This window comes from Bradyrhizobium sp. LHD-71 (assembly GCF_031157255.1).
Classification (GTDB): Bacteria; Pseudomonadota; Alphaproteobacteria; order Rhizobiales; family Xanthobacteraceae; genus P52-10.
The window spans coordinates 1-22,334 of sequence record NZ_JAVIFX010000005.1 but is presented as its reverse complement, the minus strand read 5'-3'; the positions used below and the strand labels follow the sequence as shown (position 1 = coordinate 22,334).

The 22,334-nt window shown below is 60.5% G+C and carries 20 protein-coding genes; 17 read left to right on the top strand and 3 right to left on the bottom strand.

All coding sequences use genetic code 11. The features are described 5' to 3' along the window. Positions 1-3 precede the first annotated feature (3 nt). The 14 genes from RCO31_RS06500 (at position 4) to RCO31_RS06440 (ending at position 15,283) form a co-directional block, all read left to right on the top strand. Positions 4-1,404 (top strand): amidohydrolase family protein, encoded by a 1,401-nt coding sequence (locus RCO31_RS06500; protein ID WP_308967434.1) that lies wholly within the window; start codon positions 4-6, stop codon positions 1,402-1,404. 11 nt (positions 1,405-1,415) lie between these two features. Next, the gene (locus RCO31_RS06495; protein ID WP_308967433.1) at positions 1,416-3,044 is read left to right on the top strand and encodes an FAD-binding oxidoreductase; all 1,629 of its coding nucleotides are present in this window, start codon (positions 1,416-1,418) and stop codon (positions 3,042-3,044) included. A 30-nt stretch (positions 3,045-3,074) separates the two neighbouring features. Beyond that, positions 3,075-3,761, top strand: coding sequence for an isochorismatase family protein (locus RCO31_RS06490; protein WP_308967432.1), 687 nt, complete (start codon positions 3,075-3,077; stop codon positions 3,759-3,761). Positions 3,762-3,919: 158 nt separating this feature from the next. Then, positions 3,920-5,080: an ABC transporter substrate-binding protein gene (locus RCO31_RS06485; protein WP_308967431.1), complete on the top strand. Its 1,161-nt coding sequence runs from the start codon at positions 3,920-3,922 to the stop codon at positions 5,078-5,080. A 33-nt stretch (positions 5,081-5,113) separates the two neighbouring features. Then, complete coding sequence (locus tag RCO31_RS06480; RefSeq protein WP_308967430.1) at positions 5,114-6,061, top strand: branched-chain amino acid ABC transporter permease; 948 nt, start codon at positions 5,114-5,116, stop codon at positions 6,059-6,061. Positions 6,062-6,065: 4 nt separating this feature from the next. Beyond that, entirely contained in the window at positions 6,066-6,962 is an 897-nt protein-coding gene (locus RCO31_RS06475) for a branched-chain amino acid ABC transporter permease (protein ID WP_308967429.1), read from the top strand. Further along, positions 6,962-7,720: an ABC transporter ATP-binding protein gene (locus RCO31_RS06470; protein WP_308967428.1), complete on the top strand. Its 759-nt coding sequence runs from the start codon at positions 6,962-6,964 to the stop codon at positions 7,718-7,720. Before RCO31_RS06475 ends, RCO31_RS06470 begins: the two co-directional genes overlap by 1 nt. Before the next feature lie 10 nt (positions 7,721-7,730). Next, complete coding sequence (locus tag RCO31_RS06465; protein WP_308967427.1) at positions 7,731-8,414, top strand: ABC transporter ATP-binding protein; 684 nt, start codon at positions 7,731-7,733, stop codon at positions 8,412-8,414. A 171-nt stretch (positions 8,415-8,585) separates the two neighbouring features. Further along, positions 8,586-8,846, top strand: a complete 261-nt coding sequence (locus RCO31_RS34670; RefSeq protein WP_374991435.1) for a hypothetical protein — start codon at positions 8,586-8,588, stop codon at positions 8,844-8,846. Further along, complete coding sequence (locus RCO31_RS06460; protein WP_308967426.1) at positions 8,843-10,246, top strand: MmgE/PrpD family protein; 1,404 nt, start codon at positions 8,843-8,845, stop codon at positions 10,244-10,246. The genes RCO31_RS34670 and RCO31_RS06460 overlap by 4 nt, the downstream gene beginning before the upstream one ends. Next, positions 10,239-11,612, top strand: coding sequence for an FAD-binding protein (locus tag RCO31_RS06455; protein ID WP_308967425.1), 1,374 nt, complete (start codon positions 10,239-10,241; stop codon positions 11,610-11,612). The genes RCO31_RS06460 and RCO31_RS06455 overlap by 8 nt, the downstream gene beginning before the upstream one ends. Next, positions 11,609-12,991 (top strand): MmgE/PrpD family protein, encoded by a 1,383-nt coding sequence (locus RCO31_RS06450; protein WP_308967424.1) that lies wholly within the window; start codon positions 11,609-11,611, stop codon positions 12,989-12,991. The genes RCO31_RS06455 and RCO31_RS06450 overlap by 4 nt, the downstream gene beginning before the upstream one ends. 83 nt (positions 12,992-13,074) lie before the next feature. Continuing rightward, a complete protein-coding gene (locus tag RCO31_RS06445; RefSeq protein ID WP_308967423.1) occupies positions 13,075-13,977 on the top strand; it encodes an amidohydrolase family protein in 903 nt (300 codons plus the stop codon). A 151-nt stretch (positions 13,978-14,128) separates the two neighbouring features. Further along, a complete protein-coding gene (locus tag RCO31_RS06440; protein WP_308967422.1) occupies positions 14,129-15,283 on the top strand; it encodes an LLM class flavin-dependent oxidoreductase in 1,155 nt (384 codons plus the stop codon). 627 nt (positions 15,284-15,910) lie between these two features. Here RCO31_RS06440 and RCO31_RS06435 read toward each other — a convergent pair. Then, a complete protein-coding gene (locus tag RCO31_RS06435) occupies positions 15,911-16,522 on the bottom strand; it encodes a response regulator (RefSeq protein ID WP_308967421.1) in 612 nt (203 codons plus the stop codon). Between the two features lie 7 nt (positions 16,523-16,529). Next, positions 16,530-18,200, bottom strand: a complete 1,671-nt coding sequence (locus tag RCO31_RS06430) for an ATP-binding protein (protein ID WP_308967720.1) — start codon at positions 18,198-18,200, stop codon at positions 16,530-16,532. 307 nt (positions 18,201-18,507) lie between these two features. Here RCO31_RS06430 and nhaD point away from each other — a divergent pair, with 307 nt between their 5' ends. From nhaD to RCO31_RS34665, 3 genes are all read left to right on the top strand, one after another. Next, complete coding sequence (gene nhaD, locus RCO31_RS06425) at positions 18,508-19,905, top strand: sodium:proton antiporter NhaD (protein ID WP_308967420.1); 1,398 nt, start codon at positions 18,508-18,510, stop codon at positions 19,903-19,905. A gap of 716 nt (positions 19,906-20,621) precedes the next feature. Further along, complete coding sequence (locus RCO31_RS06420) at positions 20,622-21,038, top strand: hypothetical protein (protein WP_308967419.1); 417 nt, start codon at positions 20,622-20,624, stop codon at positions 21,036-21,038. A gap of 192 nt (positions 21,039-21,230) precedes the next feature. Continuing rightward, entirely contained in the window at positions 21,231-21,497 is a 267-nt protein-coding gene (locus tag RCO31_RS34665) for a tripartite tricarboxylate transporter substrate-binding protein (RefSeq protein ID WP_374991434.1), read from the top strand. Positions 21,498-21,619: 122 nt separating this feature from the next. Here the strand turns inward: RCO31_RS34665 and RCO31_RS06415 are convergent. Continuing rightward, positions 21,620-22,334: tripartite tricarboxylate transporter substrate-binding protein (locus RCO31_RS06415; RefSeq protein WP_308967418.1), on the bottom strand; the 715-nt coding region annotated here is incomplete at its 5' end.

Genomic DNA, 22,334 nt, shown 5'->3' with positions numbered 1-22,334 from the left:
GCCATGACGTTCGATCTGGCTATCGTCGGAGGAGATGTTGCGCTTGCCGGCCGCGATCCGGCGCCGATGACTGTGTCGATCATCGGTGATAAGATCGCCGCGCTCCTGTCGCCTGCCGAGAAGATCGAGGCGAAGCGCACGATCGACGCCTCCGGGCTGCTCGTGATGCCGGGAGTTCTCGATGTGCATCTGCATCTCGGGCACGGAAAGGATATCTCGCGGCCGCGCGAAGCGAAGGACGCTTCGTTGGAAACCGCCGCTGCCGCTGTCGGCGGTGTGACGACCTTCATTCCTTATCTGATGGCGACGGAGCCGTTCGAGGACATCTTCGAGGACGTGCGCGGCGTGACGGAAGCGGGCGCGCGTATCGATTTCAGCTACCACTTCATCATTTCGACCGAGCAGCAGCTTGCCGGCGTTCCCGCATATGCCACCAGGTATGGCGCTCCCTCGTTCAAGATTTTCATGAACAATCGGGGTGGCGAAGGAAAGCGGCTCGGTCTTCCCGACATCGACGACGGCTTTCTGTTCCGGCTCTGTCAGCTTGCCGCTCACAATGGCGGAATGGTTTGCCCACATCCGGAGAACATCGAAGTCGCGTGGGAGCTGCGCAAGAAGGTGCTCGAGGCTGATCCTGATGGAAAGGGCGGGCTGGCGAGCTGGAATGCCACGAGGCCGCCGTTCGTCGAAGCCGATGCCGTGCAGCGCGCGGGCCTGTTTGCGCGAAATGTCGACTCGCCGCTCTATATCGTTCACACCTCGTCGGCTCAGGCTCTCGATGCCGCACGCGTCGCGCGTGAGCTCGGGACCGAGATCTACATCGAGACATGTCCCCACTATCTCACGCATGACGTGACGTGGGTTGGTCGTGAAACCGGCAAGATCAACCCGCCGTTGCGCGAGGCTGCGGATCGCGAAGCCTTGTGGGCGGGCGTTGCATCCGGCCTGATCGACACGGTCGCGACCGACCACGTTCACCGCGACCGCACCTCCAAGGATGGTGGCATATGGGCGGCCTCTCCGGGCTGTCCGGGCCTCGAGACCCTGCTGCCGGTGATGCTCTCGGAAGGCCATCACAAGCGTGGAATTCCCGTGCGCCGCCTCGTCAAAATGCTCTGTGAAAATCCCGCACGGATCATGGGCCTGGGTGATCGCAAGGGGGTGATCGCACCGGGCTATGATGCCGACGTTGCTATCGTCGATCTCAACGCGACGACGAAGGTTCGCAACGAGGACGTCGTGTCGAGTGCAGGCTACACCATCTATGACGGCTGGGAACTGAAGGGGAAGGTGTTGCATACCATCGTCCGTGGAAAGCCCGTCCTGCAGGACGGCAAGCTTGTCGATTCCGCCGTCGGTCACGGCAGGTACCTGCATCGCAAGCTAGCCGCCGCCAAGCACTAGGATTCAACTGGATGGCGGTAACGACCCCGATCAAGGCCGATCAAATCGTCGAGCGATTGCGCGATCGCCTTGACGGGATCGAGATCTCGACTCGTGATCTCGAGCTTTACCGCACCGACATCTTCTACGAGTCGTCCTATTTGCCGCTGGCGGTCGTTTCGCCGCGCAACGCCGCCGACGTCCAGCGGATTGTGAAGGCGGCGCTGGAGTTCGATTTTTCGCTGGCCAGCCGTGGTGCGGGTCTGTCCTACAGCGGCGGCTACATTCCGAGCAACGAACGCACCCTGATTGTCGATACGAGCGGCATGAACCGCATCGTCGAGATCAATGTTGAAGACCGCTACGTGACGGTTGAAGCCGGCGTGACGTGGGCCGCCCTGCACGATGCGCTGAAGGGAACGGGTGTCATTCCCCCCTTCTGGGGCACCTTTTCGGGACGCCATGCCACGGTCGGGGCGGCGCTGTCGCAAGGCGCAAAGTTCTACGGCTCCGGGTTTCGCGGCACGTCGGCGGAGACGGTCATCGGCCTGAAGGTCGTGACCGGCGAAGGCGAGGTCGTCACGACCGGTTCTGCATCCGGCATCCACAGGCCGACACCTTTCTACAGAAACTACGGCCCTGACCTGACGGGTATGTTCCTGTCGGACTCGGGCGCATTCGGGATCAAGGTCGAGGCGACGCTGCAGCTCGTGCCCGCCGCAGAGGCCGTCGAGGTCGCATCATTCTCCTTCACCAATGTCGAAGGCTTGATGCGGAGCATGGGGACGATCGGAGCGGAAGCACTCGCGACCGAGAGCTTTGCGCTGGATCCCACCTCGGTGCGCGGCCGCATGTCTCGCAAGAGCGTAGGCGATGATCTGCAGGCTTTGAAATCGGTGGCGACTGCGGCTTCGTCGCCCCTGAAGGGCATCAAGGACGCGGTGTCCGTTGCTGTCGGCGGCCGCGGCTTTGTCGACAACGTCGGTTATCTGCTCAACTGCATCACCGAGGGGCGCACACCGCCGGAGGCGCTTTCCCGTATGGAGCGCATCCGCGAGATCGTGCGCGCCGCGGGAGCTGTCGAGACCAAGAATTCCATTCCGCGCGTCATGCGGGCAAATCCGTTCCCGGAAGTGTCCGGGCTGCTGACGCCGACCGGAAAGCGCATCAACTGGCTTCACACGGTGGTGCCGAACTCGCGCGCCGTCGAATGTTTCAATGAGACCGAGGCCGTTTATCGCCGGCACAGCGCCGAGATCGAGCGCTTCCAGATCGCCTGGGGCTACTTCCTCACGACCAATGGTCCGAGCGGCGTCGGCATCGAAACTCTGATCAACTGGTCGGATGCGCCGTTGCCGATTCATGATCACTACATGAAGTCCGCGGGCAACTACGTTACCAAACCGGCAGATCCCGGCGCCCGCGCGGCTGTGGCAATCATCACAAAGGACATCATTCGCCGCTGGTCGGAGCTCGGCGGCGTCCATCTGCAGATCGGCAAGAAGTATCCGTATTCCGAGACACGCGAACCCGCCACCAGGATGCTGGTGGAGCAGTTCAAACAGCTCGTCGACCCGCATGGCATCTTCAACCCCGGCAATCTGCTACCGCAGGCAGCCGAGGCCGGCGGAGTGGCGGCGCGTGCAGGGGCGCTCCCGTAGGACAATGATCGAGAGATCCAGGAGGCTGGCATGAAACCGTGGGACGGCATTATTTCGGAAGAAGAGCAGCGCGCTTATCGCGCGGCGGGGTTTGGCAAGCCGACCGGATTTGGCAGCCGTCCCGGGCTCTTCATCATCGACGTTCAGTACCGCACGGTCGGTACGAAGCCGATGCCGTTCTGGGAAGCCATCAAGGAGTTTCCGACGTCCTGCGGTGATGTCGGCTGGAACGCCGTCGCCAACATCGAAAAGCTGGTCAAGCGTTTCCGCACGGCAGGTTGGCCGATCTTCTACCCATATGTTGCGCCCAAGGAAGAGTTCGACACCGGCCGTCTTGCCGACAAGGTGCCGGCGCTCATGACTGTGTCGAAGAAAGGATATGAGTTCGTCGCTGAAATTGCGCCGCAGGCGGGTGATACGCTCGTTCCGAAGAAGCATCCGAGCGCGTTTTTCGGCACGCCGCTCGTCAGCTATCTCGTCGACAAGGGCGTGGACTCCATCATCGTGACCGGATGCACAACGAGCGGGTGCGTGCGCGGATCCGTCGTCGACGCCTTCGCGTACAACTTCCGTGTCGCGGTATGCAACGATGCCGTTTACGACCGCAGCCACGTCTCTCATTGCGTGAATTTGTTCGACATGTCGGAGAAGTATGCCGACGTGATGACGACCGATCAGTGCATTCAGGCGCTGTCGGCTGTCCGGTCGGCGGCGTAGCTTCGAGTTCGCGAGATCACCGGAGTGGATGTGTCGTCCCGGCGGTTGTGACGCGCTACCCCCTGTCGCATCGGCTTCTGACTGATAACTGTTGACAGTTGGCGTCGCGCGAGATCTCGTTGGATGCGATGGGTTGATTACCAAGGGGAGGCGGGAAGATGGTTGTATTTGGCCGCGGCGCACGCCGCTTGTTGGCGACCGTTGCTTGCATTTCTGCTTTCGCGCTCTGCGGTTCGGCCCTCGCTCAGGATGCGTTTCGCTTCGGTTTGGCGATGCCGCTGACCGGCTCCCAGGCGCTGTACGGCCAGGACCAGGTCAAGGCCGCTGAATGGGCCGTTGCCGAGATCAACAAGGCCGGCGGCGTCAACGGCAAGAAGCTCGAGATGCTCGTGCTCGACACCCAGGCCGATCCGCAACTCGGCATCCAGATGGCGAACCGGCTGGTCAGTGTCGAGAAGGTACCCGCCTTTGTCACGGCCTGGAGCGCGGTCGTGAAGGCAGTCGCCCCCGTCGCGAATGACAACAAGGTCGTAGAGCTCAGTGTCGGTGCCAACTCGCCGGATATCGCCAAGCTCGGTGATTATGTCTACACGACGTTTCCGCTGGCCGACATCGACATCGCTGCCGTTGCAAAATATGCGGCGGCGTCGATGGGCAAGAAGAAGGCCGCCATCGTCTACATCAACAATGAGACCGGGATTGTCGCGGCCGACGTTTACAAAAAGGTCTTCACTGCGAATGGTGGCCAGGTCGTCGCGACGGAGACCTACGACCCGAAGGCAACCGATTTCACCGGTCCGCTGCTGAAGGTTCGTGCGGCCAATCCGGACATCATCCATCTGCAGGGCCTTGTGTCGGATACGCCGCAGGTGATCGCGCAGATGCGGCAGCTCGGCCTGACCCAGCCGATCTCGTCGTATTCTGCGGCGTTCAATCCAAAACTGATCGAGCAGCTCGGCGCCGCAGCGGAGGGCGTGATCGCCACCTCGCTCGCACCTGGTGCAGACGACTCCGACAAGGTCAAGGCCTACGTGGCGCGCTGGCAGAAGGAAGTGAATCGGGAGCCGAACGGTCTTCCTTACACCCAGTATCTTTACGACGCCCCGTACATGGTCGCGGCGATCTTCAAATCCCTCGACGACAAGAAGATTCCCGTCAACGGCGAGAGTTTCCGCAAGGAAATGCTGGCGATACGCTCGTTCGACCTGCCGCTGACCGGCAAGACCGCGCTCGGCGAGGATCACACGGTGGTCAAGCCGGTCTATCTGATGGAGGTCAAAGGCGGGAAGTGGACCCGTAAGGCGGTCGTCGGCGAATGACGGGACGCTCACGACGATCGAGATCGTACGGGCATGTTTGACGCCACGATCGTCCTGCAGATCCTCTGGACGTCGCTGGCGACGGCCACCTATTACGTGTTGTTCGCGACGGCCTTCGCGCTGGTGCTGAAGGTCACGCGGCTGTTCAACTTCGCCCAGGCTGCGATCATGACGATCGCGTTCTACACGGCGTTCGTCGGCGTGCAGTGGCTGAAGTGGCCGGGCTGGGCGGCGTTCGTGCTGATGATGGTGGTAACGCTTGCCGCATCGTACGCGCTTGAACGCATCGGATTCGAGGCGTTGCGCAGGCGCGGCGTCTCGGTCATGTTCGTCTTCGTCTTCACGTTCATTGTTTCGGAATTCATTGCCTATCTCGCGATGCTGATCTTCGGCACGTGGCCGCAAACGGTCTTTCCGATGATCTTCTGGCCGGTCACACTTGTCGGCAACATCGCCATCAGCGCCTGGGATCTGCCGGCCATCGGCTCAACCGTTGCTGCGATCGCCGCGCTTTTCGCCTTCATGCGCTTCACCCGGCTCGGACAGTTCATGGTCGGCGTCGCAGACAACCCAGATCTTGCAGAGCTGTACGGAATCAATCGGCGCCTGGTCTTTTTGCTGGCGATGCTGATCGCCGGCGCGCTGGTCGCGCTCGGCATGTTTCTTTACGGGACCCGCGCGCAGGTGCTGCCGCAGACTGCCCTTTCGCTCATGTTGTTTGCGGTGGCTGCGACCATCATCGGCGGGATCGGCAACCTCGGCGGTGCCGTCGCTGCTGCGGTCATTCTCGGCGTGATCCAGAATGCAAGCATTCTGGTGATTCCGTCGGAATGGCAGGGCTTCCTGCTTTACGTATTCCTGTTCCTGGCGATCGTGTTCTTCCCGAACGGCTTGCGTCTGCCACGACGTCGAGAACGTTTTGGCAGTGCCACGCGAAAAATCGCCGGGGAAGAGGCATCCACTCCCGAATCGCGAGGCTGACGTCGTGGAATACGTCTACGGCATCATCATCATCGTCGGCCTGTATGTCGTTCTGGCAACGAGCTTCAACCTGATCATCGGTTATGGGGGGCTGGTTTCCATTGCCCACCCGGTGTTCTTTGCACTGGGTGCGTACACCTCCGCAGTCCTGTCGCGAGATTTTGGTGTCCCAGTTCTGCTGGCAATGTTCGCCGGCATGGTCGTCGCAGTCGTTGCATCGGTTGCGCTCACGCTGCCAACTCTTCGTGTTTCCGGCGACTATCTGCTGATTGCGAGCATCGGCTTCCAGCTCGGCTTGCTGGAGGTGATCAAGAACCTTCGCTTCACGGGCGGCCCGGGCGGCTTCACCAACATTCCGCCGTTTCTGATTCGCGATTTCGGACGCGAAAGCTACGTCATCCTCGTGCTGGCCGTGACTATCGCCGTGGTCCTGCTGGTGCGCCTGATTGCGCGCAGCGACTATGGGCGGGCGATGAGCGCGATGCGCGATGACGAACAGGCATTTGCGTCGGTCGGCCGTGACGCGATGTGGATGAAGATCGTCATCTTCGGCCTTGGTTCCGGCATCGCGGGCTTCGCGGGCGCGCTTTACGCGCACTATTACCGGTTCATCACGCCGGAGCAGTTCGAGATCCTGCAATCCGCCGCGATCCTGACGATGGTGGTTGTGGGTGGGGTGCGCACGACCTGGGGGCCGGTCGTGGGCGCGTTGCTATTGCAGGCGCTGCCGCAGGCTCTGACGTTTCTCCATCTGCCGCCAAGCGTGCTGGGTCCGATCCAGGGGTTGCTCTTCACCGGCCTTGTCCTTGTGTTCATGTTCGTGCGTCCGCAGGGCCTGGTGCCGGCCGAGAACGTCTGGCGCGATCGGACGCCCCGAAGCAGGACTGGGGAGGGTGGCTGATGACAGGCGTCCTCGAGGTTAAAAACCTCAACAAGAGCTTTGATGGCATCGTCGTTGCACGCGGTATCAACCTGTCCCTCACGGCAGGTAAGGTTCTCGGCCTGATCGGTCCGAATGGCGCCGGCAAGACTTCCTTCTTCAATCTGATCTCGGGGGTGGTCAAACCGGATTCCGGCGCGGTCACACTCGCTGGCGTGTCGATCGACCGTCTCAAGTCTCATGAGCGGGTTCGGCATGGCTTGAGCCGCACGTGGCAGCATATTCGGCTGTTTCCGTCTCTTACGGTGCTGGACAACCTGCTGGTCGGCACCCACGACTATCCTGGAGAATCTCTCCTGAGTGTCCTGCTGGCTCATGCCAGGCTGAAGCAGCACGACAAGATCGCGCGCGAGAGGGCAGCGGACGTCCTTGGCCGGATGGGACTTTCGCAGGTCGCCGACGCGCTGGTCTCGGACCTGCCGTATGGCCAGCAGAAGCTCATTGGCGTCGCGCGCGCGTTGATGGGGGACGCGAGGTGCCTGCTGCTCGACGAGCCGATGGCCGGCGTGGAGGGGCAATCCTATGCAGCGATGCAGCGCGTCGTGCGTGACGCTGCCGACTGCGGCGTTGCCGTTTGCGTGGTCGAGCACAATGTCGGTTTCATCCAGGATCTGTGCGACGAGGGCGTGTTCATGTTCTCCGGCGCGATCATGGCCCGAGGCTCGGTCGCCGAGTTGATCCGTGACCCGCAACTGACCGAACTCTATTTCGGGCATTGAGCGGGGGCACATGCTGCAGGTCCACAATCTGATCGCAGGCTACGGTCCGCTGACGGCTCTGAACGACGTTTCGTTGTCGTTGCAGGCAGGAGCACGCCTTGGTGTGTTCGGGCACAATGGCGCGGGCAAGACGACGCTGCTGCGATGCATTATGGGGGCCGTGCGGCCCGTCAGCGGACGGGTGGAGGTCGACAGCAACGACACGTGTGCCGCCACCGTCGCTGACAACGTCCGACGCGGCATCGCATTCGTGCCGCAAGGGCACAACGTGTTCCCGAACCTGAGCGTCGAACAAAACCTGCGGATCGCAGGGCTGCTGTTTGATCCGTCATTCGTGTCCCAGGTCTACGAGCTGTTTCCCGTTCTATCCGAGCGCCGCCAGCAGCGTGCCGGTTCGATGAGCGGAGGCGAGCAGCAAATGCTCGCGCTCGGCATGGCATTGATGACGCGTCCGAAATGGCTCCTGCTCGACGAGCCCTCCACCGGGTTGGCGCCGGTGATCGTCCGCAACGTCATGCGGCGGCTGGTCGATATCAACGAGCGGATGGGCGTCGGTCTGATCGTGGTCGAGCAGAACGTTCCTGCGACATTGAAGGTCGTACAGCAAGTGGTAATCCTGCGCTCGGGTCAGGTCGCCTTTGCTGGCTCCGCTGCCGAGTTGGCGGGCAATACTGACCTGTGGAAGTGGTTCTGACGATAGATCCGTGCAGACGAGCATAAGAGGGCTGCCGCGTCACCAACTTGTAATCTGTTGACAGTTGACCGAAATGCTTCCAGCATTCTCGTTGTCTGGCGCGGACAACGGGGAGAACATCTATCCGAAAGAGCTCGAGCACATCATTGCCGCGCATGAGGCGGTGGCGGAATGCGCGGCAATCGGCCTTCCTCACGCCTACTGGGTGAGGCCGTCACCGCGTTCGTGGTCTTGCCCGACGGCAGGAATGTCGGCGCAGAGGTGTTGATCGAGGCGTGCCTCAATCGGCTGTCACGGTACAAGGTTCCGAAGGAAGTACGTTTTGTCAGGGATTTGCCGCGTAACGCAATGGGTAAGGTGATGCGCGGCCGCCTTGGCGGCGATCCGATTGAAACGGAGGCTGGCTGTTCCGCAGCTGGATCAAGGCCATGACCGCTGCTGCAGACATACGCGCGAACTTCGGTCGCAACCTCACGCGATTGATGCACTGGGCCGCGGATGCCAATCGCGGCGTTCTGCCGGCACCTGTGCGGCGGCGTGCAGCTCTGGTGCTAGCTGACGATCTGGCAGCTATCGTGCTGGCGTCCCGGGAGCCGGAAGTCAGCAAGACAATAGACCAGTTCGCACGGACCTCGTTTGCGCCGGAGGCCACCGTCTTCAAACGGAATGCCGCTCGCGTCGATCGCTTCTCCGCGGCTGCGTCGAACGGCATGGCGATCACCTGGTGCGAGCTCGATGAAGGCTTTCGCAAGGCGCCGTCGCATGGCGGAGCGTATGCCTTGCCGGCCATTATGGCGGAGGCGGAACATCGTGACGTCACGCTGTCTGACCTCGCGAACGCCCTTGCGATTTCCTACGAGATTGCTGGGCGGGTGTCGCTGGCTTTCAAGTTCGACGTCATGACGGTGCACCCACACGCCGCGCTCGCGACGGTGGGCGCAGCGGCTGGCGCCGCCCTGATCCGCAAAGCGAACGCCGAGGTGCTGCAAGCCGCCGTCACCAATGCCTGCGCGATGACCTTCGCCGGACCTTTCAATCATGCCGTCGAAGGTGCGCTGGTGCGCAACGCCTGGACCTCGGCAGGCGCATGGATCGGCATGCGTTCAGTCGACTGGGCTGAAGCCGGCATCTCCGGACTCGCACAGACGCCATACGACGTGTTCACGACGGTCTTCGGCGCGCAATGTCACGCAGACGCGCTCGTGACGGACCTTGGCGAGGATTGGGCGATCGCCAATGGCTATCACAAGATGTTCGCGTGTTGTCAGTATGCGCATTCAGCAGTTGAAGCGAACCTCGAGCTGGTTTCGCGACTCGACGGGGCCAAGCTGACTCTGGGCGAGATCGCCGAGATTACGGTCGAGACCCACAAGCTCGGTATGAACCTGACCAATGTCGAACCTGCCACGACGCTGGCGGCCAAGTTCTCGTTGCCGCACGCGATGGCCGCTACCTCGGTCATGAGGACCGGCGGCTTCGACGCCTTCACGAGGGCGACACTTGAACAGCCGGAAATCGCGGCACTGCGACGGCGGGTGACGCTGAAGCAGCACCCCGCCGTACAGCCGTGGCCGAAGGATCGGCCCGCACGCGTAACATGGCTCTTCACGAACGGGGAGTCCTGGCAGGCCGAATGTGACAGCGCGAAGGGTGGCGCGGACAATCCCTACGGAGAAGACGCCATCTTCGGCAAGCTGGATAAGGCCATGGCTGCCGACTTCCCGGCGATGGCGCCGTACCTGAAGGCACTTATCAGTGCAGCAGACGCCGACTTTCGCACCCCTTTGCGCGTCGCCGTCTCGCAGATGCTGGAACAAACAAAAAATGTCTGATGCACAGATCGACGTTCTGGTTGTAGGAGCAGGTGCGTGCGGTCTCGCTGCGGCTATCACCGCGCATGATCGCGGCGTATCGACGGCAATCATCGAGAAACGCCACGTTCCCGGTGGCAATTCGTCGCTCTCCACAGGTTCGGTCCCGGCCGCGAACAGCCGGCTTCAGCGGGAAGCGGGAATCGTCGACTCGCCCGATGCCCTCGTAGCCGACCTGATGAACATCGCGAAGGAGACGGACGATCTTGCGCTCGTGCGTCGGCTCGCTGAGGTTTCGGGCGGGGTGGTGGAATGGCTTATCGACGATGTCGGCGCCAGGATGCAGCTCATTACCGCCTACAAGCACATCGGCCACTCGGTCTCACGTCTGCACGCGCCTGTGTCGCGCGTCGGCCAGGACCTCGTCGACGATCTGCTGGGCGCCGTGGAGCGTCGTGGCATCCCGCTTGCGGTCGGTAATGCTGCAATCGACCTTCTCGTAGAGAACGGCGCGGTCAAAGGCGCGATCGTCGAAAGCTCCGATGGCCGTTTCGAAATGCGCGCAGAAAAAACCATACTGGCCGTGAACGGCTTTGCGGCGAATAACGCGCTCATCAAGCGTTACTGTCCGGAGATCGCGGGAGCGGACTACTTCGGCGCGCCGGGCTCCACTGGCGAGGCGGTGATCTGGGGCGAGAAGCTCGGCGCGGACTTTGCCAACATGGCGGCCTATCAGGGCTATGCTGCCGTCGCCTATCCACACGGCAGCCTGCTGTCGTGGACGACGATGGAGAAGGGCGGAATTCTGATCGATGATTCCGGATCCCGATTTGGCGACGAAAGCCTCGGCTATTCAGGCTTCGCCAAGCATGTGCTCAATCATGGCCGCACCACATACGCGGTCTTCGACCAGCGCATCTTCGACATTGCCACGCAGGAACAGGAGTTCCGTGAACTTGACGAACTCGGAGGCATCAAGAAAGGCAAGGATGCGCGCGAATTCGCCGCGAAGCTTGACGTTTCGCCAGATGCCTTCGAAGGTGAGCTCGCAAGATACAATCAGGCCGCTGCCGGCGAGGCAAAGGACCGGTTCGGACGCAGCAATTTCGGCCTGGCGCCACTCACCGGAATGCTCTGCGGATGTCAGGTGAAGCCGGGCCTGTTTCATACCCAGGGCGGCTTGCGCGTCGATGCCGATGCTCGCGTTTTGCGGCCCGACGGAAAGCCGATCCCAAACCTGTTCGCCGGCGGAGGCGCTGCGGCCGGAATCAGCGGGCGCGCGGGTGCCCTCGGCTATGCGTCGGGCAACGGGCTGCTGTCGGCGATCGCGCTCGGCAGGCTCGCAGCGCTTGCTGGTGCGGACGAGATCAAGGGGGCCCGCAAGTGACGCTTGCCGCCGACCTGGTGCAGGCTCTCGGTGAAGCCGTGTCGCGGCCGCTGCCACCGCATGTGGCGCGACTGGCGCGCCTGCATCTCATGGATGCGGTTGGAGTTGGTCTTGCTGCGAACACTCAGGACGTGGGCGCTCCATACCGGAAATTCGCAGCTGGCATCGCGGGACAGGGCGCCGCGACGGTCTTTGGCCGAACGGGAGGAACCGACGCCGCGACGGCGGCAATGATCAACGGCGGATTGATCCACAGCCTGGAATACGACGACACTCACACGGCGTCGATCGTGCATGGCAGCGCCGTTCTCGCACCGACGGCACTGGCCGCCGGAGAGATGTGTGGCAGCGACGGATCAAGTGTTCTCAACGCCTACGTTCTCGGCTGGGAGTTGCTGGTTCGCCTCGGAGAGGCCGCGCCCGGGCGCTTTCAGGCGGCCGGATTCCAGATCACTTCCGTCGGCGGAGCGCTTGCTGCTGCATTCATCGCCGCGCGGTTGTCCGGACTTGACGATGATGCGACCGTGACAGCGATGGGCATCGCGCTGAGTCAAGCGTCCGGTGTGTTCGAATTCCTCAGCAACGGTTCATCGGTCAAATCATTGCACCCTGGCTGGGCAGCTCACAGTGGGATCCTAGCCTCGCAGCTCGCGCGGCATGGGCTGACGGGACCGGTGACCTCGCTGGAGGGCCGCTACGGGTTGTTCTCGGCGTTCGCCCGTGACCAGGCCGCCGCGGAGCAACTTGTCCAGTCGTTGACGACCATTGGACGCGATTGGAAGATCGCGGAAGCAGCGTTCAAGTTTTATCCATGCTGCCACTACATTCACCCGTTCATCGAGGCTGCACAGAAGGCAAAGAGTGCAATCACGAACGCCAGCGAAATCAAGAGCATTCTGTGCCGGGTTCCGCCTGGCGCAACCCCGGTCATCTGCGAGCCATGGGGCGACAAGCAGCGCCCGGTGACGCCGCATGCAGCGCGCTGGAGCCTGCCGATCGCGGTTGCAGCCGAGATCATCGACGGTCGGGTGGAGCTCGATACATTCTCGACGCCGATCCGCGACGAGGTTTTCGATCTCGCCTCGCGAACATCTTGGGAGAAGCTGGAACCGCATCATTTTCCAAGGAAGTTCGAGGCGGAGCTCACATTTGTTTTGCGCGATGGTCGGTCTCACCACGAGCGGATTGACGATGTTTTCGGAAACGTCAGTCGCCCTCCGAGCGAACAGGACATTCGGATGAAGTTCCGTGCCAACGCCGGCCGTTCGTTACCGGAATCCGGCGTGCATGCGCTCGAGAACGCGCTCGAGGGACTTGGGTCCGCATCGTCGCTTGCAGCCTTTACAGCAGCCTGCCGCGGCGCTGTTCAAGAGACATGAGACTTTGGGTCAGGGAACACAACAAACGAATAATCGATATGAGCGGGCGCCTGTGCGGCCCGATCTGACACTGGAGCGAGGTGATGACCGAACAGAAGTACAAATTCGACGCGTCGAAGACCAAGCTTGGCTACGGCGCCATCGACATCGTCGTGAACATGTACACGCCGGAGGTCATCGGCCGCGGGATCATGCCGACGGATGACAACTTCAAGGACAAGGTTCGTCTCGAAGGTGATCACCGCAAGGGGCTGACGCACGAGCAATACATCGAGAAGATGGATCGCGCCGGAATCGAGCGTTCGTTGCTGATCGCTATCCGTTGCGGCGACCGCCGCATGAGCACGTCGGCCGAAATTCCCTACGAGATGATCCATGAAGCATGCCAGAAATATCCGCACCGCTATTCAGGACTCGCCGGCATCGATCCGCTGCGTGGAATTTCCGGTCTGAAGGAGCTGGATTACGCGGTGAAGGAGCTCGGCTTCGTCGGGGCACATCTTTATCCGCACTGGTTCGGACAGGCGCCGGATGCAGCGATTTACTATCCCTACTACGCGCGCTGCGCTGAACTCGGCATTCCGATCATGATGCAGGTCGGACATTGCCTTGTCTATCGTTCAGACAACCGGCTTGCGACGGTAGCGAAGCCGATCACGCTCGATCGCATCGCGATCGATTTCCCCGAACTAACCATCATAGGCATTCATCTTGGATATCCGTGGACCGAGGAGATGATCGCTATCTGCCAGAAGCACGCGAACGTCTACATGGCAGGCGACGCGTATGCGCCGAAGCACTGGGGCCCGAACGTGGTGCACTACATCAACACGTATGGGCAAGATAAGTTCTTGTTCGGAACCGACTGGTGGGTGATCGATCCCGAGCGCGCGATGCGAGATATCGAAGAGCTGAAGTTCCGGCCAGGCTCAGAGCGCAAGATGCTGCGCGACAATGCCCTCAAGGTCTTCAAATTCAACGACTGATCGATCTTGCGGCGACGTGCTGTGGCATCCCCGCGGCACCTCTGCCTCTTCATAAATCACTCTTCCTGAAATGCCTCTTTACGCATTAGGCCAGCGACCGGCGGCCGGCGGGTATTTTGCGCTCAACACGGTAGGACTTTTGGAGGGCTGAATGACCAGGTCGTATCTCAAAAGCGGAGTCTTTCTCGCGCCCTTTCACGCGACGAAAGAGAATCCGACGCTCGCGTTCGAGCGTGATCTGGAGCTGATGCAGCATCTGGACAAGCTGAACTACAGCGAGGCCTGGATCGGCGAGCATCACTCCGGAGGCATGGAAATCATAGCGGCGCCGGAGATGTTCATCGCAGCCGCGGCGGAGCGAACGAAGCATATCCGTCTCGGGACCGGCGTATCCTCGTTGCCGTATCACAACCCGTTCATGCTCGCGAGCCGGATGGTCCAGCTCGATCACATGACGCGCGGGCGAGCGATGCTCGGTGTCGGTCCAGGTGCATTGGTCTACGACGCCTACAAGATCGGTGTGGCAGCATCCGAGCAGCGTCGCATGATGAATGAGGCTTTGGACGTCATCGTCGCCCTGTTCAAAGGCGAGATGGTCAACCGGGAAACTGACTGGTTCGAGTTGCAGGACGCGAGACTGCAGCTTGCTTGCTACAGCCAGCCCATGATGGAGATGGCCGTTGCCAGCGCGAGGTCTCCATCGGGAGCGCTCGCGGCCGCGCGGCACGGCATCGGCATGTTGTCCATTGGCGGTGCGACACCGGCGTCGATCGCGCATCAAGCAAACAACTGGGCGCTTTACGAGGCGGAGGCTCGCAAAGCTGGGCATGTACCCGATCGTTCAAAATGGCGGGTCGTCGCGCTGATGCACATCGCCGAAACGCGCGAGCAGGCGAAGAAGAATGTGCAGTTCGGTCTGAAAGCCTATTGTGACTACTTTCGCGAGATCGCGACCTTTCCGATCGTTCCGTCGGACATTCCCGACGATTGCGATTGGCTCATCGAAACAGGTACGGCCTGCATCGGCACGCCTGAAGACGCGATCGAGTATATCGGCAAGTTGCAGCGCGCCGCGGGCGGTTTCGGCGTCATGATGGAGCTCGCGCACAACTGGGCGGACTGGAATGCAACGCGAAGACACTACGAACTCATGGCCCGATACGTGCACCCGCATTTCCAGGGCAGCACCGCTCCGCGTGTCGAGGCTTACGGCCACGCTGCGGCTCATTTCAAGGATTTCACCGCGCACGCCGCGGCGGCGGTGCATGCTGAGATTGCAAAGCAGGCAGCACGGAACGGGGAATAACCGGCATTCCCAGCCTGATTGCTGCGGTCCGCGTGAGGGAGCCATAGACACTGCGCGACGGCTTCTTCTTCTTCGAGGAGGCAGTCGTGTCTTGCCGCTCGAAGAGGTCCCGCTCATCTCACGCCGCACGCTACGTTTGCCATGAAATGCGATCAGTCGGGCGCGGTGCAGCATCGGTGATTCACAGATTGGGAGAAGCCTCACCGTCGTTGAAGCGACGTGTTAGTGATAGGCCCGTACGTGCCGGAGTTTCGGCACGTGTCGGATGCAAGCGGCTCGATGGCCTCGACGATCGCTCCAGCGAAGTAGATAAGGCCGAGAACAACGGCCGATATGACTGCAGGCTCAGCGATTGAATGGAGCCAGACTGCGGACCGGTCAAGCCAAGTGGGCTGAGGATACCAGTAAGTCCTGCCGTCGCGCGTCGTAAGTTCAAATCTCTCGACCGTTCTCGTCGAGGGGGCGGCGAGCAAATGCATGAGAGCGCCTCCTGAGAGTTTTTCCGCCTCAACGGGCGCTTGCCGCGGCTCAGCTAAATCAGCCCGTTCGTTGAGCCACGTTGCCAGCAAGCAGCGCCTCGATGTGAGAGTACGGCGGTCGCCTCTGCTCCTGAATGGCGATGATTACCTACGGCCGTATAGGTGCAATCCGTCCCTGCAGGCTCATGCTCATACGGACGAGGTGCGACACCGTCCGCGCGCCCATTTTCTTTAGCACAGCTGCGCGATGATGCTCGGCTGTCCGGGTGCTGATCTCGAGTTTTGTAGCAAGCAGCTTGGTCGGCATTCCCTCAGTCAGAAGCGCCATCACCTCCTGTTCACGGGTCGTGAGCGACCGGTAATTGGCTTCGATAGTCGCAAACGTTGCTTCCTCGGCAACGATTTGACTGACACGCCGGTGTGCTTCCTCCAGCGTCTCAAGGAGTTCCACCGGCTCGAACGGTTTCTCAAGAAAGTGCAATGCCCCCGCTCGCATGGCCTTGACAGCGAGCGGCACATCGCCATGGCCGGTGATCATGACCACCACCAAGCGCATCGGCTCCTGTTGTAGCTGACGCACGAGATCGAGCCCGCTCATTCCTGGCAGGCGCACGTCAACCAGCAAGCACAATGGCCTACTCAGCCTGACTTCCGAAAGGAACTCTTCCGCCGAAGCATAGGTGCGGGCTTCCATTCCCGCCGTATGTAACAGCACTTTGAGGGCTTCGCAGACATCGGATTCATCGTCGATGACGTGCACGACGCGCTTATGCCCCATAGCCAACCTCTGAGCTCAAGGGAAGCTCGATCGTGAACCGCGCGCCCCCATCCGGCCGCATGCGTTCCCAATCGATCGTCCCTCCATGTGCACTGATCAACTCGCGCGATAGCGCCAGGCCGAGCCCCATACCGCTCGGCTTTGTCGTGATGAACGGCTCGAACAGGTTTTTGGCCACAACATCCGACACGCCCGGCCCATTGTCCTCGATCTCGATCCGCACTCCCTTGTCTACCGCCGCCATGCGAACGTTAACGCAGCCTGGCAATCGGCGCGCTTCCGCAGCGGCATCGACGGCGTTGTTGATCACGTTGATCAGAGCTTGCTCGAGCTGAAGCGCATCAACAGTAACCGGCGGCACGGGTGCAGCCTCGAACCGTACCAAAACACCGTGCGTCCTTGCATCATCCTCGGCTAAAGCCACTACCTTCCGCGCTAAGGCGCCCAGGTCAGTGCGAGCTGGCCTAAGCGCGCCGCGCGAAACGAAATCCCGAAGACGCTCGAGGATGTCCTTTGCATGGCGCAACTGACCTGCGGCCTTTTCAAGCAGCTCCGCAATCGGCACGGGCTCAGCAGGCCTGTCAGCCAAAAGCTGCCGGCCAACGTGAAGGTACATGGCGACGTTCGATAGCGGCTGGCTGATCTGATGCGCCAATGAAACACCCATCGCACCGGCTGTCGCATGTCTTGTCACGCGTACCACCTCGGCATGCTGCTCGCGCAAGAGCTCATCTGAGCTGCGGCGCTCATCGACGACGGCGCCGAGCAGTAGCCCGTTGAGAGCGAGCGCCAGCACCAAGAACTGGTAACCCATGAATGTGCTCGCTGGATAGCCGCCCCAATTGATGAAAGCCACAAGCAGCAGATGGGCGACAGATACGCCGATCGCGGCTCCCGCAAAGCCGGCGCGCATCGCGATCCAGCTCACGGGCAGGAACAGCAGATAGAAGAAATGGTACTCGTGGGCGCCCTCGATGGAGAAGATCAGCCATAATGCGATCAGGACCCCGGCCAGAAAGACCATCGAGTCGATCACCAACGCTGTAGATTTTGTATCAAGCAGGCGTTGGACTGACCCGAAGACAGCCATGGCAACGGGGAGGAGGATGATGATCCCGACGGTGTCTCCGACCCAAAGATGCCGAACCGCCTCCCAGTACCGCTCTGCTGGCATGTCGCCGAACAATATAAGAAGACCGCAATAGACGCAGGCTATGACGAATGTGCCTGCCGGCACCGTCACAAGTACTGCGATAACATTGCGCAGGTCGGAACGTCCTAGGGCAACGCCAAGTCCTCGCTTAAGACCCGCGGCGAGCACTGCATAACCGAGAGCGACAGCCATGCTCGTGGCAACCGTAGAGGTAACGCTCTTGGCCGCCCCGTAGATGAAGAGATCGACCAGCAACGCCGCCAGGAATAGCATTGGTGCATAGGCGATGCCTTTAAGCAGTAAGAGGCCGAGGCTGAGCGCCTTCGCCGGATTCCATAGGGTGATGCCTAGAGCCTGGAGCTCATGGACACGAGTGAGCCATTCGAGCCCGAGGTAGGTGCCCATGAAAACGCCGCCGATCAGGGCGTGCTGCGTTGGCGCCAGTTCGCGGAGTCCGCCAGCACTCCTCCCCAGCGATACGATCCCTCCACCAAACCTGCGGATCACCTCGCCCAAGCCAGTTTCCTCCCTCGCTGAGCTCACAATCTCGGTGCTAGCGAGAATGCATTCTCCTTCACTCCGTATGCAAGCGCGTAGGTAATCCTCGCTATAAGTCCGTGGGCAATATTCCCTATGCGGCAATGGTCGCAGGTCGCGATACGGCGTGTTACGCCTATTTCGGCGGCGGCGCCTGTCGCCGGGAACGAGGTCTTTGGCGAGCCCGCCTGCCGTATTCAGCCCAGATGGCGGGTGACGGCAAAGGCAAGGTGTGCATGTTCTTTAGACCGCGGACTTTCATCGACAGGTGGTGATGATGTTGCGCTTTACTGGACGGCTGTGGGTGTTGGCCGTTCTGGTATTTGCGTTGGTCCTGTCCGCTGCCGCGCCGCTGCACGCACTAGAGACGGCGGCGCGCATTGACCTGACACAGCACCCTATCGGTTATCTGGCGCTCCTGATCTTTTTCGTCGCCTACGGATTCGTGGCCGTCGAGAAAGCCACCCAAATGCGCAAGTCGAAACCCGTTATGCTGGCTGCGGGCCTCATCTGGGCGCTTCTCGGCATTGTTTACGCCGCGCATGGTCAGAGTGTTGCGCTCGAAGCTGCCGCCAAACATGTGATCCTCGACTATGGCGAGTTGATGCTGTTCCTCGTGGTGGCGATCACCTATGTGAACACGATGCAGGAGCGGCGTGTCTTCGACGCATTGAGAACCAAACTTGTCAGCTTGAGACTCTCCTATCGACAACTCTTCTGGATGGTTGGGGCGCTTGCGTTTATTTTCGGCCCTATCATCGACAATCTGACCACGGCGCTTGTCATGGGTGCCGTGGTGGTGGCTGTCGGGGTCGGCCATTACCAGTTTATCGTTCTGGGCTGCATCATCATCGTAGTGGCCGCTAACGCGGGCGGCGTCTTTTCGCCGTTTGGTGACATCACCTCGTTGATGGTGTGGCAAAAGGGCAAACTGGAATTCTTCGAGTTCTTCTGTCTCTTTCTCCCGTCACTGGTGAACGTCCTCGTGCCGGCGACGTTCATGCATTTCGGTGTGCCGAAGGGAACGCCGGAGTCAGGGGGAGAAATCAGAAAGCTCAAGCCCGGCGGGGCCGTTGTGATCTGGCTGTTTGCGGCCACTCTTGCGACCGCCGTCACCTTTAAGAGCGCTTTCAATCTGCCGCCCGCGCTCGGTATGATGTTGGGTCTCGGATACTTGCAAATGTACAGTTACATTCTCCAGCATGTCGGGCGCCGCCGCAACGACCAGAACATGGCGTTCGATTCCCTGCGGGAGATGAGGCATGTGGAGTGGGACACGTTGCTGTTCTTTTTCGGCATCATCTTTGCCGTTGCCGGACTTGGCGTTGCTGGCTATCTCGCGCAGTTGTCGAATTATCTCTATGGCGACCTGGGTCCGACCTTTGCGAACATCGCGATCGGCGTGTTGGGCGCGGCGTTCGACAACATTCCGTTGATGTTCGCGGTGCTTACCATGAACCCTGACATGTCGAGCGGCCAATGGATGCTGATCACACTAAGCACAGGCGTCGGCGGCAGTCTGGTATCTATTGGCTCGGCAGCGGGTGTCGTGTTGATGGGGTTGGTGCGCAACCATTACACGTTTTTCAACCATCTTCGATGGGCCTGGGCCATTGCGCTCGGCTATGTGGCAAGCATCCTTACGCACCTGTGGATTAACGCATCATACCTCTAGCGCGTCAACGGAGTCGTCGAAACGACGGCCGCCGATGATACGAATCAGCAACCATCTGACGGCCACCGCACGCGATTTCGGATGTTGTTAGACGATAACGTCAAGCAGCGAATTTCACTCTTCGAACTAACGTACCCAGCAAACGAACAAGGCCCGGGGGCGTGCCGCCGGGCCTTCTTATTGTGACGATAAACTACGGGCAGAACCAGACCGGTCCCGCCATGATACAGCCTCGTCGGCTCCAGTCGCGCGGCCGGCTGTGATAGCGGTGGCTGTAATGCCTGCCTCTGTAGCTGTGACGATGACCCGTATGTCGCCTGTGGTGCATCGATCGGTCGGGCCCTGCCGATCTGTGAGAATGACCGTGGCGATGTTGAACCTCGATCCGGCCGGATTGGCTCTGTGCAGTGTTTGCAGCAGGCGCGGCCGGCGCCGCCCAAACAGATGAGATAGCCATCAAAGAGATTGCCGCGAGCGGCGCCACATACTTAAACATTCATTTTCCTCTGGAATGTCAATCATGTCAGAACGAAACGGTGCAAGCACATAATAGTTCCATATTTGGGCAAAGTCTCGCAATGCCGGCGATGCATACCCAATGTCGGGTGGTGCAACGGCTAAACCTTTGCATCGTCTTCGAAAGATCCTCCACAATGTAGTCCGGCTTTGTTTGTTGCCGGAATCATTTTTCCCTAACCTGATGAAACGGGAGTTGGATGGTCAGTCTGCGGGTCGTCTTCGCGATTGCGATAGCAATGATATTCACATCACCGATTGACGCGGAACAGATGCCGCTGGTGCGGTTGCCAGATCATGTGAATGGTCGCGTCACAGTGTACCACGGTGGTGCCCAAGGTGTGGCCGGTCGTCGGCCCTTAAGCTTGGGCGGCTGGCTGGTGCTGAACGGCGGTCAATTTCTGAGAGAAGAATTTCCGGAGCTCGCGCGTCATCTTGACTTCGATAGTTATCGACAAGGCATCGAGGTCGATTATGAATCCGAGCTTGTCACCCTGCCGGACTACCCACATGAAATAATCGATGACGAGATCGTCGAAGGAATGGCGATCTGTCCTATTCCTGAGTGCAGGGTGGGGCGCCTGTTGCCGTTTAGGCTAGGGGCAGATCCGCTCTAGTCGTCGTTGACGACGGGGTCAGCAAGTTACCCGTGCCTTAGCCAAGACCGCTTAGACAAGGAGCCTGAATAGACAAGGCCAAGGACGATCGTGGCGATCGCCCTCGCATCTCGAATGGAAGCCTTCTTATTGTTCATCCGAAGCGAGGCGGGTGCGTCTGTCGTAACTCGATCATGACGCCAAGGATACTCGGTGCTACCTGATCTGCCGACTTTCGAAGAGCAGGGCACCCCTGGCGTTCTGGCCGACAACTGGTACGGTCTCGTGGCGCCGCCGAAGACCCCGCCGGCAATCATCGCCAGATTGAGCAAGGCCGTAAACGACGCGTCAAGTCCGGTAGACGTGAAGAGCAAGCTGGAGCCCTTGGGCGCAGTTATGGGAGTGGCACACCGGAGGAGTTTGGCAAACATCTCACGTGAGGCGTGCGTGATAACGCGCCGTCCCAGCAGTTGCCGCTGATACCGCGCTTCAGCGGCTAAACGGGCTCTTTTCCTCAAAATGTGCGGTCGTCGGCCGGCGAGGGAGCTGCTGCGAGATGTTCTCGCAGCCGCAGCGTGCAGGCACCATCCGATCTCTCGCTCTCACTTCTTCTGCAAGCGCCCCGTCTTTATGAGGAAGTCGCGTTCCAGGTTGGCCAATTTCTCGACTTCGGCAGTGACGGCCTGCGCATTATTGAGCAGCTTCGTCTGCATGATGCCGCCCGTCTTCGCGTACTCGGCTTCGATTTCAGGGTCGTTAAGGGCAGCGTTGAAAGCAGCTTCAAGCCAAGCCTTGCGCTCCGGTGCAACACCGCGCGACAGTGCCACGTATCGCCACGCCAGCCAGACGATGTCGTTGACGCCAAATGTTTCGTTGAATGTCGGGGCGTTGGGAACTGCACTCAATCTTTCGGTGTTGGTTACGCCAATGACCTGGACTTTTCCAGCGTCGAGATGGCCCTTGTATTCGGGCAGATATCCGAAACTGACGTCGATATGCCCACCGAGCAACGCCGTGATCGACGGAGCGCCCCCCTGGAAGGGGACCTTGATCACTTTGCTGCCGGTTATCTCTTCAACCTGCTCAGGAATGAATTCCGATGAACTTCCGGAGGTCGCTCCTACCTTGACCTGACCAGGGTTCGCCTTGATGTGGGTCGCGAGATCTTTCAGCGACTTATCCTTGAATGGGCCGTCGCTGCGGATAACCCATGTCACCGGGTCGTAGTTTACGAACGCAATCGGCTCAAGGCTTTTATAGTCAAACTTGCCGTCCGAGCGTCTGAAGCCGTCACCCCAGTAGAGGCTGGCGATCACG

What these genes read in the sequence shown, in the direction of transcription:
- RCO31_RS06420 (WP_308967419.1), top strand. Translation starts at nt 20,622, where the DNA reads ATGGTCAGTCTGCGGGTCGTCTTCGCGATTGCGATAGCAATGATATTC.
- RCO31_RS06465 (WP_308967427.1), top strand. Translation starts at nt 7,731, where the DNA reads ATGCTGCAGGTCCACAATCTGATCGCAGGCTACGGTCCGCTGACGGCT.
- RCO31_RS06455 (WP_308967425.1), top strand. Translation starts at nt 10,239, where the DNA reads ATGTCTGATGCACAGATCGACGTTCTGGTTGTAGGAGCAGGTGCGTGC.
- RCO31_RS34670 (WP_374991435.1), top strand. Translation starts at nt 8,586, where the DNA reads ATGCGCGGCAATCGGCCTTCCTCACGCCTACTGGGTGAGGCCGTCACC.
- RCO31_RS06470 (WP_308967428.1), top strand. Translation starts at nt 6,962, where the DNA reads ATGACAGGCGTCCTCGAGGTTAAAAACCTCAACAAGAGCTTTGATGGC.
- RCO31_RS06495 (WP_308967433.1), top strand. Translation starts at nt 1,416, where the DNA reads ATGGCGGTAACGACCCCGATCAAGGCCGATCAAATCGTCGAGCGATTG.
- RCO31_RS06480 (WP_308967430.1), top strand. Translation starts at nt 5,114, where the DNA reads ATGTTTGACGCCACGATCGTCCTGCAGATCCTCTGGACGTCGCTGGCG.
- RCO31_RS06490 (WP_308967432.1), top strand. Translation starts at nt 3,075, where the DNA reads ATGAAACCGTGGGACGGCATTATTTCGGAAGAAGAGCAGCGCGCTTAT.
- RCO31_RS06440 (WP_308967422.1), top strand. Translation starts at nt 14,129, where the DNA reads ATGACCAGGTCGTATCTCAAAAGCGGAGTCTTTCTCGCGCCCTTTCAC.
- RCO31_RS06500 (WP_308967434.1), top strand. Translation starts at nt 4, where the DNA reads ATGACGTTCGATCTGGCTATCGTCGGAGGAGATGTTGCGCTTGCCGGC.
- RCO31_RS06485 (WP_308967431.1), top strand. Translation starts at nt 3,920, where the DNA reads ATGGTTGTATTTGGCCGCGGCGCACGCCGCTTGTTGGCGACCGTTGCT.
- RCO31_RS06460 (WP_308967426.1), top strand. Translation starts at nt 8,843, where the DNA reads ATGACCGCTGCTGCAGACATACGCGCGAACTTCGGTCGCAACCTCACG.
- RCO31_RS06445 (WP_308967423.1), top strand. Translation starts at nt 13,075, where the DNA reads ATGACCGAACAGAAGTACAAATTCGACGCGTCGAAGACCAAGCTTGGC.
- nhaD (WP_308967420.1), top strand. Translation starts at nt 18,508, where the DNA reads ATGTTGCGCTTTACTGGACGGCTGTGGGTGTTGGCCGTTCTGGTATTT.